Genomic DNA, 14350 nt, shown 5'->3' with positions numbered 1-14350 from the left:
TCAGGGGTTTATTTTGTTTAAAACTAATATAAATAAGCGTTGATATTGCTTAATAACCTATTTTTTACAATTAATGATTACTTTTGAATATCAAAATATCATTTTATGTATCAAATTTTAAAAAGCGCACACTCTGGATGGCGCTACATTGTTTTTGTTCTATTGGTTATCGCTGTTATTAAAGCTTTATCGGGTTGGTTTGGAAACAAATCGTATACTGAGGGCGATAGAAAACTAAATGTTTTTACACTAATTAGTGCACACATTCAGTTATTATTTGGATTGGTATTATATTTTGTAGGCGATTGGTATAAAGCAGACAGCAGCAATGCCGTTGGCCGTTACTGGAAAATGGAGCACATTAGTATGATGATTATTGCCATTGTTTTAATTACCATTGGAAATTCTAAATCCAAAAAATTAACAGAATCAATTGCGAAGCACAGAACCATTTCGGTTTTCTTCGGATTGGCCTTAATTTTAATTATTGTAACCATTTTGCTTATGGTTAAAGATGTGCCGGGAAGAAGTTTTTTTGGTACAACAGCCTAATTTTAACAAAACTATTTTTATAAATATTTCGGTTTTTCAAAATTCTTTATATTTTTGTCGCTCATGATCAGCAATATACATACATGGCTTTGGCAAAGTAATTCGAAAACGGATTGCGCAGGCTGCGTATGAGAAAAATATAGTTTATCAACCTAAACCGAATTGAACCATTAAAGCCCTGCGTAGAACCACACGCAGGGCTTTTTATTTAAAATAAGTTTTACAAAAGAGGGGATTGCTTCGTCGTTCCTCCTCGCAATGACGATATGACAATGTTTAAAATAAATACAACGTATAAAAAATTACTTGCCGATACCACAACTCCAGTGAGCATTTACTTACGCCTACGCGATGTATATCCAAATAGCATCTTATTGGAAAGTTCGGATTATCACAGCCGCGAAAACTCCATGAGCTTTGTTTGTGCCGATCCGGTGGCGGGCATTATTTTAAAGGGAACGAGATTGGAAACTTATTTTCCTGATGGTTCGATAGAAATTAAAGAAAGCGAAAATTTAACCGAGGAGATTACTGCCTTTAAGGATAAGTTTAAAGAAACTGAATTTCCAGAGATTAAGTTTATCTCTAGCGGTTTATTTGGATATTTTACCTGGAATGCGGTGCAACATTTTGAAGATATTAAATTTACCTCCGAAACTCCTGAAGGTGAAGAAATTCCTGAAATGCAATATCATTTTTATCGTTATCTAATTGCGATAGATCATTTTAAGAATGAAATTACTTTGTTCAAAAATACTTTCGAAGGCGAAGAAGAGGGTGGTTTGGAAAAAATGGAATATCTAATCCAGAATAAAAACTATCCTGAATACAAGTTTCAAATTCGAGGTCAGGAATCTTCTAATTTAACCGATCAGGGCTTTATGACCTTGGTAGAAAAACTTCAAAAACATATTTACAGGGGTGATGTGTTCCAGATTGTACCTTCGAGGGCTTTTAAACAGGCCTTTTCTGGCGATGAATTTAATGTTTACCGTTGCTTAAGATCGATAAATCCATCTCCATACCTCTTCTATTTTGATTATGGAAACTTTAAACTTTTTGGTTCATCGCCAGAAGCACAGATTACCATAAAAAATAATACAGCCAATATTTTTCCTATTGCCGGAACTTTTAAACGCAGTGGAAACGATATTGAAGATGCCGAACAAGCAAAAAAGTTAGAGCAAGACCCAAAAGAAAGCGCAGAGCATGTAATGTTGGTAGATTTGGCTAGAAACGATTTGAGCAGACATTGCAATCGGGTTGAGGTAAAATCGTTTAAAGAAGTTCAGTATTATTCGCATTTAATCCATTTGGTCAGTAAAGTTAGCGGTCATTTACAGGAAGACGTAACTGCGTTTAAAGTAGTTGCAGATACTTATCCAGCCGGAACTTTAAGTGGTGCGCCAAAGTATAAGGCAATGCAGTTGATTGATGAAAATGAAAAGCTTGGCCGTAATTTTTATGCCGGAGCTATAGGTTTTATGGGCTTTAACGAAGATTTTAATCATGCGATAATGATCAGAACTTTCATGAGTAAAAACAATGAATTGCATTATCGTGCCGGCGCCGGCATTGTGGCCGATTCTGTTCCCGAAACAGAAATGCAGGAAGTGAATAACAAAATTGCAGCATTGCGCAAGGCAATTGTAATGGCTGAGGGAATATAAGAGGGATGATGTGAGATGGAAAATGTAAATAGCAGAGAAATATAATGGAAAATATAGATAAAAAAACAGTTTTAGTAATTGACAATTATGATAGTTTTACCTACAATTTGGTTCACTTAATAAACGAAGTTGGTTACGAAGCTGTGGTTTGGAGAAACGATAAATTTGATTTGGCCGAAGTTGAAAAATTCGACAAGATTTTGCTTTCTCCAGGTCCAGGAATTCCGGAAGAAGCCGGATTGTTATTGGATGTGATTAAAACTTATTCGCCATCCAAGAGCATTTTTGGTGTGTGTTTGGGTCAACAGGCTATTGCCGAGGCTTTCGGCGGTACTTTATTAAACCTCGGCAGACCAATGCATGGAATCGCCACCCCAGTTACCGTTGTTGATGGTGATGAGCCTTTATTTTGGGAATGTCCGCAAACGATAAACGTTGGAAGATACCACAGTTGGGTAGTGAGTAAGGAAAATTTTCCATCTTGTTTGAAAATTACGGCCAGAGATCACAAAAGCGAGATTATGGCCTTAAGACACGAAAGTTTAGATGTACGTGGTGTACAGTTTCACCCAGAAAGCGTGCTGACCGAGTATGGAAAACAAATGATGGAGAATTGGTTGACGACTTAAGGAATTTCGTCATTGCGAGGCACGAAGCAATCTCATTTGTGATTTAGATTGCTTCGTGCCTCGCAATGACGGCAATATATGAATATGAATATTTTAGATAAAATCGTATTGCGTAAAAAGGAAGAAGTTGCCGATGTAAAGCGACTGGTTTCCATACAGGATTTAGAAAGGGCTGAGCATTTTAAAAGAATGCCTTATTCTTTCAAAGAATTTTTATTGGCTGAAGATCGGACGGGAATTATTGCGGAGTTTAAACGTCGTTCGCCATCTAAAGGTTTGATAAATGGTGTTGCTGATGTTGCTGAAGTAACGCAGGATTATAATAATGCTGGCGCTTCTGCACTTTCGGTTTTAACTGATGTAGACTTTTTTGGCGGTAAAGCGGATGATCTTATTTCGGCTAGAGCGGTAAATAAAATTCCGATTTTACGCAAGGATTTCATGATTGATGAATATCAGATTTTGGAGGCTAAAGCTTGGGGAGCAGATATTATTTTATTAATTGCTTCGATTTTAACGCCAAAACAGATTAATGATTTTGGAAAATTTGCCCATGATTTGGGCTTAAATGTATTATTAGAAGTTCACAATCTGGAAGAACTCGAAAGAAGTATTTCTCCTAATTTAGATGCCATCGGAGTGAACAATAGAAATCTAGGTGATTTTACGGTTAATATTCAAACCTCTTTCGATTTGGTAAATAGAATTCCGAATGAGTTTTTAAAGATCTCAGAAAGTGCAATTAGCGATCCGGCCGTTATTAGAGAATTAAAAACTGCAGGATTTAATGGATTTTTAATTGGGGAAAATTTTATGAAAACGGAGAATCCTGGTGAGGCGATAAAGGAGTTTATTGAGCAGATGTAGCTCGCTTATTTTTTGCCAAAGTTTGATAAGCCCGATTGAAGTGGAAATACTTTTTAAGTAGTAGCCTTTAATAAACTGTCATGCTGAGGCACGAAGCATCTGCAGCCGATGAAAGAGATTCTTCGTTCCTCAGAATAACAGAAGTTTAAAAAGATTGTAACAAAAAGCGGGGCTGTATTGGCCAAAAGCTGTTGCCTTTCGCTTTCAAAATGATCAAAAACTTTTATTGCATCTGTATGGTTTGTAAATGGAATTACACGTTTGCAAATTTTGTATATTTGTGCTTATTACATGGGAAAACAGAAATTTTATGATACTGCTGTACAGCAGGAGCGAGCCATTTTGGTGGGTGTAATTACCCCAGGCGAAAAGGAGGAGCAAACAAAAGAGTATTTGGATGAGCTGGCCTTTTTGGTTGAAACAGCTGGTGGTGTGGTAGAAAGAAACTTCACGCAGAAGATGCTGAAACCTGAGCGTGCAACTTTTGTGGGTACAGGAAAACTGGAAGAAATTAAGGCTTTTGTAAAGTCGGAGGAGATTGATACAGTTATTTTTGATGATGAACTATCGCCATCTCAACTGAGAAATATAGAGCGTGAAATTGGAGTAAAAATCTTGGATAGAAGTAATCTAATCCTCGATATTTTTGCGAATAGAGCGCAAACTGCACAGGCAAAAACGCAGGTCGAACTGGCGCAATTACAATATTTATTGCCACGGTTAACGGGTATGTGGACCCACTTGGAGCGCCAAAAAGGTGGTATCGGGATGCGTGGGCCAGGTGAAACGCAGATTGAAAGCGATAGAAGGATTATTTTAACTAAAATTTCATTGCTAAAGGAGCGTTTGCGTTTAATTGATAAACAGAATGAAACGCAACGAAAAAATCGTGGTCAGCTGATTCGTGTTGCTTTGGTTGGTTATACGAACGTTGGTAAATCGACAATTATGAATATGCTTTCGAAATCGGAAGTATTTGCTGAGAACAAGTTATTTGCAACTTTAGATACTACGGTTCGTAAGGTGGTGATTGAGAATCTACCATTCTTATTATCCGATACGGTTGGATTTATCCGCAAGCTACCTCACCATTTGGTAGAGTGTTTTAAATCTACTTTAGATGAAGTTAGGGAAGCAGATATCCTGATTCATGTGGTTGATGTTTCGCATCCAAACTTTGAAGATCAGATTCATATTGTTAACGAAACTTTAAAAGATATAGGTGCCATTGATAAGGACATGATTTTGGTTTTTAACAAAATTGATGCTTATGTTGCCCCAGAAGAAGAAGATTTAGTGGCCTTTGAAAAAGGTAAAATGAGTTTGTCAGATTTTAAAAAAAGCTGGATGAGCCATGGCAAAACACCAGTTTTATTTATCTCTGCAACACAAAAGGAAAATATAGAAGAGTTTAAAACATTGTTATACGATAAGGTTAAAGCCATTCATACGGCGAGATATCCTTATGATAATAATTTGTTATATTAGTTAGTTAAACCGTCATTGCAAGGTACGAAGCAATCTTAGTGCGCTAAATTTTAATGGCGATTGTTATGAGATTGCTTCGTGCCTCGCAATGACGAAGAAGAAAACATTATGGAAAGTAAACGTCAGCAAAAATTTGCAGGAGTAATACAGGAAGAATTGGCACAAATTTTTCAACGTGAGGGTGGTGCATTTTTGCCAAATACCTTGGTAACGATTACGCGTGTTCGGGTATCGCCAGATTTATCTGTGGCAAAAGTTTATCTGAGCTTTTTTAATACCAACAATACCACACTTTCGATTAATACAGTTAATGCGCACAATGGAGAAATCAGATATAAACTAGGGGCCAGAATTCGCCATCAGGCAAGGGTTGTGCCTGAACTGACCTTCTTTGTTGATGATACGAATGAATATGTTGAGAAGATGGATCATCTTTTTGATAAGATCGCCAAAGAGCCAAGACAAAAAGACGAAGACACTGAATAGTTTCTGGTGAGAAGCATAAGAGAACCTGTTAATTTCTTTACGCACTTTATTCCGGCATTGCTTGCAATCCCAGCTGGATACCTTTTGTTGCAAAAATGTAATGCCCCAATTGAATTTACCGCTGCGTGGATTTACGGCATCGGAACATTTATTTTGTTTGGTGTAAGCGCCATGTATCATGGCTATCCCGCTACCGATTATGGCATTCGATTCTGGCAGAAATTTGATCATTGTTGTATTTATCTGATGATTGCTGGTTCTTATACGCCAACGGCTTTACTGGTTTTCGACGGTTGGTTGCGCTGGAGTTTATTCGCTATAGTTTGGATAATTGCAATTGTTGGCTGTCTGCTCAAAATTTTTAACCGCCTTAAAAGTACCGCTATATCTTTAAGCATTATCTTTAAGCATTTACATTTTAATGGGTTGTTTAATTGTTCCACTGCTTCAAAAAATGCTTGGAACTTTGCCTGTTGGAGCCATTTTTTGGTTGCTTTTTGGTGGGCTTTTCTATATTGCAGGTACCTATTACTATGCAAAAGATAAACAAATGTTTAAGTGGATGCATAGCCATGAGCTGTGGCATCTGTTTGTAATTGGAGGGGCACTTTCTCATTATATTTACAACTACGTTTATATTTTTAGGTAAATCTATGCTGAAAACCTTCGAGCAAATTATAAAATCAAAAGCTTTGGCAATTCAAAAAGTTGTTGATTTTGATGTAACTACCGACCGACTTTTGCCATTAGATTTTACTGTAACAAATACCGAGCTTACAGATGAAATTTTGGATAATACCGATTTATTTTCTACTTGGGTAAACCAAAAACTTGTAGATAATAGTGCTAGATATGGGATTGGTGGATACGATGAACACAGAACCATTTATGCTAGAAGTACACATTTTGATTCTGATGAGGAACCCCGTAGATTACATTTGGGCGTAGATATTTGGGGACCTGCTAGAACACCAATCTATTCATTCTACGATGCTACGGTTCATAGTTTTGCCAACAACAATAACTTTGGAGATTATGGCGCAACGATAATTTTGGCTTACGAAATTGAAGGCTTTAAGTTTAATGCTTTGTATGGCCACTTGAATTTGGCTTCCTTAAATAATTTAGAAGAAGGTAAGTTTATCCCTGCTGGAACACAGATTGCTGAATTTGGCAAGAAAGAAGAAAATGGATATTGGCCTCCTCATTTACATTTTCAGATTATTAAAAATTTGCAAGGTTTAAAAGGCGATTATCCTGGCGTTTGCAAGTTTAGCGAACGCGAAAAGTATTTGGCAAATTGCCCAGATCCGAATTTGATTTTAAACTGTTCGCTTGGTTAGTCTAAAATTTAAATAACGTCTCGGTCTGCTACCACTGTAAGGCGGGGTGTTCATTAATTCATGCTCTAATTCCTAAAAACTCTTCTCTTCCTCATTAAAAACTTTCTTTTCCTTACTTTAAAACTTTTAGAAACCGTAAATTAGCTTAATGAAGAAATTACTGTTTTTAGGTTTAATGTTTTACTGTTCGGTTTCTGTAGCCCAGTTGCAGTTTAAAACCGGTAAAACAGGCTTCGCAAATTTTTTACGGGATAATACCGTTTATCCTGCATTTTCTAAGCAAAATTGTATTCAGGGAACGGTTGATGTAAGCTTCAAGTTAGATCAGAAAGGAAAAGTATATTCTTCAAAAGTTACCAAAGGAATTTTAACCGAGCTGAACGAAGAAGCTTTACGCTTAGTCCGTTTAAGTAGTGGAAAATGGCTGGTTCCGGCTGGCTACGATACCACAATTTCAGTAATCGTTCCGGTTAATTTTAAACTTTCTGGTTATAATTGCGAAACTAAAAGCGATGCCGATATTAAAGAAGCCATTCAAGCTTATGAAACAGATGAAAATTTAACCAAAACGGTTATCAACTTTTATAAAAATATAGATTTGGCTAAACCCGGACAAGAAGCACAAATTATTGCCATTAAGAATCAACTTGGAATAGACGATGACTACTTGGATGATCGCATAAAAGATGGTTTAAAAAAAATTAAGCAAGGCGATAAACAGGGTGCTTGCGACGATTTCTCCTTCGTTAAGAATGTGGGAAGCACAAAAGCGGATAAATACATTGCCCAATACTGTAAATAAATGCGATACACGATTAAATTTTTTGCGCTCTTAGATGTTATCAGTATCATATTGTTGGCCCAACCTTTTTGGGAAATTATAACGCACCTTAATGAAATTCCCCAGGAACTTTTATCGCAAGCTAGAGTTGTTTTAACATTGCCTTTATTTTTATCGCTTTTTGTTTCGGCAATTGGATTATTCCTTTTTAAAAAATTTGGGTTTATTGCATATTACATCCAGTTCCCATTTCGATTGATGGTTTGGGTATTTTCCATTGGTTTTATAACACTGCTCCCAGAATTGCTAAACCTTAAAGAAGCCTGGTTCGATATTTTTTTTAAGCTCTGCTTTGTAGCAGAATTTTTCAGATTGTACTTTACCATTAAAATTCATCGCAATGCGTTAAATTAAACAATTACAGAAATCGCATCTTTAATAATTTTCGCTTCAACAGTATTTACTTTGCCAATATACTCGCCATCAACCTGAAAATGCGCCTTATGCTTCGATGTAATTTTAACTTCCGAGGTTTGAAAAACTTCAATCTTTTTTGGGTTAAAAGGAAGCTTGGTTAGCCAGATTTTTAAAATTTCCAGATAAGAGTAATCCTTCACTAAAACCACTTCAAAAAGATCATCGTCTAGCTTTCCGTCGGGATTTATTTTTAAGCCAGAGCCATACATGGTTGCGTTGGCAATGGCAACCATTGCCGCTGCAGAATTAACGGTTTTACCTTTTAATTTCAATTGTACCTCCATTTTTTTATGGTTCCATAAGGCGTGCCAAGTTGCTTTGGCATAACCCCACATGCCACGCTCAGGCAGCGTATCGAATTTTTTAACCAAGTAGGCATTAAAGCCTAAATCCGATAAATGGATGCAGATTTCATCATTTAACTTTGTGACATGAATTTTTTTAGGCTTTCCATTTTCAGCCAAATCCAGGGCAAGTTCTACATCTGTGGGGATGCCCAGTTCTTTTGCCATTCCATTTGCAGATCCAGCCGGAATTATTGCAATTGGTGTATCGGTTTTTAACAAACATTCGGCTACCAACTTTAAAGTTCCATCTCCACCAACGGCAACAACACGATCGGCATTAGATTCTTTAATTTGATGTTTAATCTTATCCAAAGAGCAGTCTTCAGGCAGTTCAAACAAATCAATTTCAGTTTCTTTTTTGCTAAAATGAGTCGAAATTACTTCCTTTAAATTAATGTCGTGACTGCCCGAGCCTGGGTTGATAATGAATAGTAATTTCATGTGGTTAACCTTAATGGTTTACAACACAAACAACTTTAAGTAAACACTGTTTTAACTTCGATGAATAAATCTGTAAGCGTTAAAGTTTATCATGGCTATGGTCATACCCAAAACTTGGTGGTTTATGGCCATGTTTTTAAGCATAAAGCAAAAACTAAACAGGTTTTTAGCAATAATTTATTCATTAATATCATCCATCTTTTAAAGCTTTTTATTCTAAAGCCTTATCCTTTTGTTAAGGTAAAGTTGCAGTTTTTCGGCCAAACCATTTACAACAAAACAGAGGGCGATGGTTTTTTTAAGTTCGAATGGAGTGCTGAAACCAATATTCCCGCAGGTTGGCACGATGTAACGGTTGAGGCCCTAACAGATGATGATCAGGTTTTAAATGTTAGGACAGGGAAAATTTATGTTCCGCACATTACACAATATGCTTTTATCTCTGATGTAGACGATACGGTTATGATTTCGCATTCTGCAACAATTGGTAGGCGATTGAGGGAACTGTTTATTAAAAATCCACACACACGTAAAACCTTTCCAAATGCATCTAGCCATTATCAGCAACTGGCGCTTTCTCATACTTCTGCAAATCAGCCCAATCCGTTTTTTTACGTAAGCAGCAGCGAGTGGAATTTGTATGATTATTTAATCGAAACCTTTAAATTTAATAAATTGCCAGATGGTGCCTTTCTGTTAAATACTTTAAAGCGTTGGAAAGATCTGATCAAAACGGGTAAAACTGGTCACGAAGGAAAATTATTGCGGGTAATGCGCATTCTAGATGCTTTTCCGAATCAAAAGTTTGTTTTCTTTGGAGATAATTCTCAGCAGGATCCAGCAATTTATTCGTCAATTGTAGAAAAATACCCGCAAAATATTGAGGCGGTTTACATTAGAAATATCCGCCCGGAGAAGGAAGAAGAAACTAAACTGTTACTGAAAAAGATTGAATCTCAAAAGGTTTACGCCTGCCTTTTTAATAATAGCGAAGAAGCCATTAAGCATTCTAAAGCGATAGGATTAATTCAATAATTTGGAGAGCAGTTGCAGTGCCAATCGGTTCCGATAGTCCCGCTTTCCTTTTCGCTCCGATGAAAAATCGGGAGCTTCAATACAATCGGGTCTATTTAACTCCAGCTAAATTTTCTTCGGGGAGAAAAATCTTTTCAGTTATCTTAAGTTAGTCGGGATTTGCAATCCCGTCTTGTGAGCCAAGGATTTTTAATCCTTACACAGCTGTTTGATATGTTCTGAAGGGCATTTTGAACTTAAGGAAGGAAGGAGGTTTTGCAAACCCGTTTTGTGGTGGATTAAAAATCCACATTATCCTTAAGTTCGGGATGCGCTATGCTAACATCCCGAACAGCGAGGGTTTGCAAACTCAATTTATAGTAGATTACAAATCCACATTTCATTGGGACGAGATTGCAAATCTCGACCAGCGGAATCTCGACCAACGTATTTTAACCCTTTAAGAAATCGATTTTCCGAATGGTGTAAAAGCCAGATTCATCAGTTTAAAATGCTGGCGGCCAAACGGAATTCCAACAATGGTTATACAAAGCAACAGGCCAAAAAATAAATGTGTTAGCGCAATCCAAAAACCACCACAGAAAATCCAGATGAAGTTCATAATGGTTGAAAGACAACCAGTGTTAGAAGAAGTATCGGTAATTTTTACGCCAAAAGGTGCTAAACCCACTATGGCAAATTTGAAACATTGAATGCCGAATGGTATTCGAATAATTGTTAAACAAAGAATTAATCCACCAATAATATACTCGAAGAAAATAAAGATCCCGCCAAAAATTATCCAGATGATATTGCCTATAAAATTCATTTTTTATGTTTTATTTAAGATTGGTTTTAGCCAGAATTGTTACGCAGAAAATTGCTAGCCGGCTTTTTTAATTTTATAGTTCTTCTTAAATTACAACCACACACAAATTAAACCCTATTAAAATGAAAAAATCAATTTTATTGGCTACGGTCATCGCATGCCTTGCATTTTTCAATGTAAAGGCTCAAACCGTAAATGGAACAAAACTGAGCGACATACGGTCAGATTATATCGAAATCAGAGCCATTACATCCACATTTTCAGATAATTTATGGATTGCGCTCTACTTCGGCCAAAAAGTTGAATATCTTGATGATGCTTATATTAAAGGCGCTGATGGTAAGAAACTGGCATTTAATTCCGCAATAGATTGTGTAAACAAAATGAAGAATTATGGCTATGAATTGTTTCAGGCTTATTCTGAGCAAAACGGAAAAGACATGGGAAGATCTGTTTACATCTTGAAAAGGAAATAGTTAAGTTAGCAGTACTTTGTTTATTGAAAAAACTTAACTATAATAAACCCGATAGCAATGAAAACGCCAGCAATTTTTTCTATTGCTGGCGTTGTAATGAATAGCGGGACAGAATAAACCGACGTAATACAGGTATTGCTTTTCTAATTTTAAATAAAATCTAAAGTATTAAACTTCTTGTTTAAGATATCGGCATTGTTTACATCGAGCCATTTATCTAAAATTGTTCCGTAAACCTGCCTAAAATCCAACTGATATTTTAAATCTCCGGTATCTAAATCGCCCAAGTTTGGAGCAGGATTATAGATTCCTTTTTTCTGTAATCGACCACCAAAAACAAACATATTATTTGCCGTTCCGTGGTCGGTTCCATTACTTGCATTTTGCTCTACGCGACGGCCAAACTCTGAAAAGGTAATGACCAAGGTGTCTTCTAGCTTATTATTGGATTTTAAATCTTTTAAGAACGCGGCCATGCCTTCGCTATATTGCTTAAGTAAATTGCCCTGTTGGTTGGTTTGATTTACATGTGTATCGAAACCGCTTAAAGAAACATAATATACCCTGGTTTTTAACCCTGAAGATATAAATTTAGAAACTGTTTTAAGTTGATTTGAAAAGCCTGTATTTGGATAAGTAGCCTTCGATTGATAAACCTTTGATGTGTTTTGAATGTAGTTTGCAGATGATGAGGTTTCGATCATGGTTTTATACAGATAACCTAAATTATCTTCATCTAAATGCTCTTTATCGTTCTGAATCATCGATTTGAAAAACGGATCGTTTGTGTTGCGGAACAATGCTCCGGGATCTTTTAATGCAATGCCTTTTTTGGTTTGCCCTTTTAATGCAAGCGACAACGAATCGTCAACTTCTATTGCAGTGTATGGAAACTTGCAGGTTTGGCAATTGCTATCCAAATAACGTCCAATCCAACCGGTTGATAGAAACTGATTGCTATCGCTCCCTGTTTGCCAAATATCCATCGAGCGGAAATGCGAACGATCTGGGTTTGGATAACCAACATCGTTAATTATCGTCATCCACCCTTGATCATAAATCTCTTGTAAGGCAGCCATATTTGGATTTAAGCCTTGCATATCGTTTAATTTAATTACCTGATCTGGCTGGATGGCAATACTTTTTCTTTTTTGATAATAAATGTCGTTGCCGAATGGAATAACGGTATTTAAGCCATCGTTACCGCCAGAAAGCTGTACCACAACCAAATTTTTATATAAGCTAAGCTCATCTAAAGCCATGGCCTCGAGCGGTTTCATAAATGCAGGAACAAATAAAGAGCCTGCTGCAACAAAACCTGTATTTCTTAAAAAATTTCTTCTGTTCATTTCAATAGATTTTAATGATTTTGTAGTTGATGGTTAATGGCTCATAGTTTATCGTTAAATACCCAAGCCAGCTACTAAATTTTGGTTATCAATTTTACAGGCTCTTTCCTTAAGTACCCAACCATTAACTATCGGCTATCAACTAATTTTCGCTAACAAAGTTGATATTCTGGCATGCTGGTAATTTCTACCGATGTGCTTCTTAAACCTTTATTATCGCTTACCATTTTAATTATTTTATCATTTAATTTAGGCTGGAGCAAAAATTCTGTAAGCTCTAATGGTGTTAGTCCTTTTGGTAGTGTATCTAAAAACTTTGGCCAATCTGCATTCGCATTAACGTACGATTTTGGCTTGGCACTAGCGTTGGCATTATTTGTTCCTGCTCTACTTAAAGCAATTACAGCCTCATCCTCTGGGTCGGCCTTGCCACTAAAATCTATTTCCCCATCGTTTAAAACCAAAGATGGAATCCGCATTCTTAACATTAGTGATGAACTGTCAATCCAGCTTTGCCCTCCAGGCCAGCCCGCAACATTTGGCGGGTTAAATAAATATTGGCCCAAACTGCTTTGCAACTGGATTAAAACCTGTGGTTTGTTGTAGGTAACATAAAATTCTCTACTTAAACCGACTAGAAATTCGGCAGGCGACTTAATTTTTGTACCCACATTTTCCGGAGCATAAAACCAATCGGAAGTGAACATTTTTCTTATCAGTTCCGAAATATCATATTTCGAATTATAAAAATGAGTTGCCAGCTCTTTAACGTGCTCCTCATTTGGGTTATCGTTAACAAAAAACTTATAAACCTTACGGGCAATAAACTGAGATGTTTCTGGCTTTTCCAAGATAATATCGATGATGTTTTCGCCCTGAAAATTTCCGATTTTGCCGAAGAAGGTTTTCGTACCATCATCGTGCAAATTAGGGCGGAAGATAAATGTTCCATCTTTATCGTATTGCCAACCCGTAAATGAACGTGCTGATTCTTTAATATCCTGTTCGCTATAATTTCCTCTGCCCAAGGTAAAAAGTTCCATTAATTCCCGAGCGAAATTCTCGTTCGGTCGGCCTTTTCTATTTTGCTGATTGTTTAGGTATTGCAACATGGCCGGAGATTTGGAAACCTCGACCAATAAGGTTTTAAAACTGCCTAAACCATTTTCTCTTTGAATGTTGTTAAGTTGTTGCGCAAAGTATGGATTGTTGCTTCTGCAGGCGAAATGGCCATGCCAAAAAAGCGTCATTTTTTCTCTTAATGGCGCATCGGTATTGATCATTTTACTCACCCAGCCAATGTTCAAATCGCGACTAACCTCGTTCTGCATGCGCACAATATCCTGTCGCATTTTCTTTTCCTCATCGGTTAAATCTTTTTTAGAATATAAACCTGCCTGTGCCAACAACTGACGTTTGGATTCTACATTGTTAACCAACGTAATGTCATCGTCGTTTTTAGGTTTTTTTAATAATCCATCTACAACTTTATCGATGTTTTTTCTGCTTAGTTTTTGTAAGTCGGGATAGGAGATGCCGAAGCCTGCACGGTTATAAAGATGTTTTACTTTTAGGAAATTATCTTTTGCGCTCATAATGGA

15 protein-coding genes and 1 pseudogene are annotated in these 14350 nt (G+C 36.7%); 12 read left to right on the top strand and 4 right to left on the bottom strand.

Annotation, left to right across the window (positions count from 1 at the left end; all coding sequences use genetic code 11):
* Window positions 1-105: 105 nt before the first annotated feature.
* The 10 genes and pseudogenes from DF947_RS15920 to DF947_RS15870 all read left to right on the top strand — a co-directional run bounded on the left by DF947_RS15920 (window position 106) and on the right by DF947_RS15870 (window position 8230).
* On the top strand, window positions 106-552 hold the full coding sequence (locus DF947_RS15920; protein ID WP_109931024.1) for a cytochrome B: 447 nt from the start codon (window positions 106-108) through the stop codon (window positions 550-552).
* A gap of 266 nt (window positions 553-818) precedes the next feature.
* On the top strand, window positions 819-2222 hold the full coding sequence (locus tag DF947_RS15915; protein WP_205940800.1) for an anthranilate synthase component I family protein: 1404 nt from the start codon (window positions 819-821) through the stop codon (window positions 2220-2222).
* Window positions 2223-2266: 44 nt separating this feature from the next.
* Window positions 2267-2851 (top strand): anthranilate synthase component II, encoded by a 585-nt coding sequence (locus DF947_RS15910; protein WP_109931022.1) that lies wholly within the window; start codon window positions 2267-2269, stop codon window positions 2849-2851.
* A gap of 84 nt (window positions 2852-2935) precedes the next feature.
* A complete protein-coding gene (trpC, locus tag DF947_RS15905) occupies window positions 2936-3718 on the top strand; it encodes an indole-3-glycerol phosphate synthase TrpC (RefSeq protein ID WP_109931021.1) in 783 nt (260 codons plus the stop codon).
* A 291-nt stretch (window positions 3719-4009) separates the two neighbouring features.
* Window positions 4010-5206 carry a GTPase HflX gene (gene hflX / locus DF947_RS15900; protein ID WP_109931020.1) on the top strand — a complete coding sequence of 399 codons (1197 nt, stop codon included), beginning with the start codon at window positions 4010-4012 and terminating at the stop codon, window positions 5204-5206.
* Between the two features lie 108 nt (window positions 5207-5314).
* Window positions 5315-5692 (top strand): 30S ribosome-binding factor RbfA, encoded by a 378-nt coding sequence (gene rbfA / locus DF947_RS15895; protein WP_109931019.1) that lies wholly within the window; start codon window positions 5315-5317, stop codon window positions 5690-5692.
* A gap of 6 nt (window positions 5693-5698) precedes the next feature.
* A pseudogene (gene trhA, locus DF947_RS15890) lies at window positions 5699-6341 on the top strand (PAQR family membrane homeostasis protein TrhA).
* 4 nt (window positions 6342-6345) lie between these two features.
* The gene (locus tag DF947_RS15880; protein ID WP_167398022.1) at window positions 6346-7035 is read left to right on the top strand and encodes a peptidoglycan DD-metalloendopeptidase family protein; all 690 of its coding nucleotides are present in this window, start codon (window positions 6346-6348) and stop codon (window positions 7033-7035) included.
* A 148-nt stretch (window positions 7036-7183) separates the two neighbouring features.
* Entirely contained in the window at window positions 7184-7837 is a 654-nt protein-coding gene (locus tag DF947_RS15875) for an energy transducer TonB (RefSeq protein WP_109931016.1), read from the top strand.
* Window positions 7838-8230 (top strand): hypothetical protein, encoded by a 393-nt coding sequence (locus DF947_RS15870; RefSeq protein WP_109931015.1) that lies wholly within the window; start codon window positions 7838-7840, stop codon window positions 8228-8230.
* Here DF947_RS15870 and DF947_RS15865 read toward each other — a convergent pair.
* A complete protein-coding gene (locus DF947_RS15865) occupies window positions 8227-9081 on the bottom strand; it encodes a diacylglycerol/lipid kinase family protein (RefSeq protein WP_109931014.1) in 855 nt (284 codons plus the stop codon). The genes DF947_RS15870 and DF947_RS15865 overlap by 4 nt on opposite strands.
* Before the next feature lie 60 nt (window positions 9082-9141).
* On the opposite strand from DF947_RS15865, the gene DF947_RS15860 reads away from it, so the two are divergent.
* Window positions 9142-10116: an App1 family protein gene (locus tag DF947_RS15860; protein WP_109931013.1), complete on the top strand. Its 975-nt coding sequence runs from the start codon at window positions 9142-9144 to the stop codon at window positions 10114-10116.
* A gap of 439 nt (window positions 10117-10555) precedes the next feature.
* On the opposite strand, the gene DF947_RS15850 is transcribed toward DF947_RS15860, so the two are convergent.
* Window positions 10556-10924 carry a YccF domain-containing protein gene (locus DF947_RS15850; protein ID WP_109931011.1) on the bottom strand — a complete coding sequence of 123 codons (369 nt, stop codon included), beginning with the start codon at window positions 10922-10924 and terminating at the stop codon, window positions 10556-10558.
* 122 nt (window positions 10925-11046) lie between these two features.
* Here DF947_RS15850 and DF947_RS15845 point away from each other — a divergent pair, with 122 nt between their 5' ends.
* Window positions 11047-11400 (top strand): hypothetical protein, encoded by a 354-nt coding sequence (locus tag DF947_RS15845; RefSeq protein WP_109931010.1) that lies wholly within the window; start codon window positions 11047-11049, stop codon window positions 11398-11400.
* Between the two features lie 149 nt (window positions 11401-11549).
* Here DF947_RS15845 and DF947_RS15840 read toward each other — a convergent pair whose 3' ends face one another.
* Window positions 11550-12749 carry a DUF1501 domain-containing protein gene (locus DF947_RS15840; protein WP_109931009.1) on the bottom strand — a complete coding sequence of 400 codons (1200 nt, stop codon included), beginning with the start codon at window positions 12747-12749 and terminating at the stop codon, window positions 11550-11552.
* Window positions 12750-12901: 152 nt separating this feature from the next.
* Window positions 12902-14344 carry a DUF1800 domain-containing protein gene (locus tag DF947_RS15835; protein WP_109931008.1) on the bottom strand — a complete coding sequence of 481 codons (1443 nt, stop codon included), beginning with the start codon at window positions 14342-14344 and terminating at the stop codon, window positions 12902-12904.
* Window positions 14345-14350 lie beyond the last annotated feature (6 nt).

It is taken from the genome of Pedobacter paludis (assembly GCF_003173575.1).
Classification (GTDB): domain Bacteria; phylum Bacteroidota; class Bacteroidia; order Sphingobacteriales; family Sphingobacteriaceae; genus Pedobacter; species Pedobacter paludis.
Note: the sequence above shows the minus strand (reverse complement) of the source record. Positions and strands in the feature narration are given on the sequence as shown.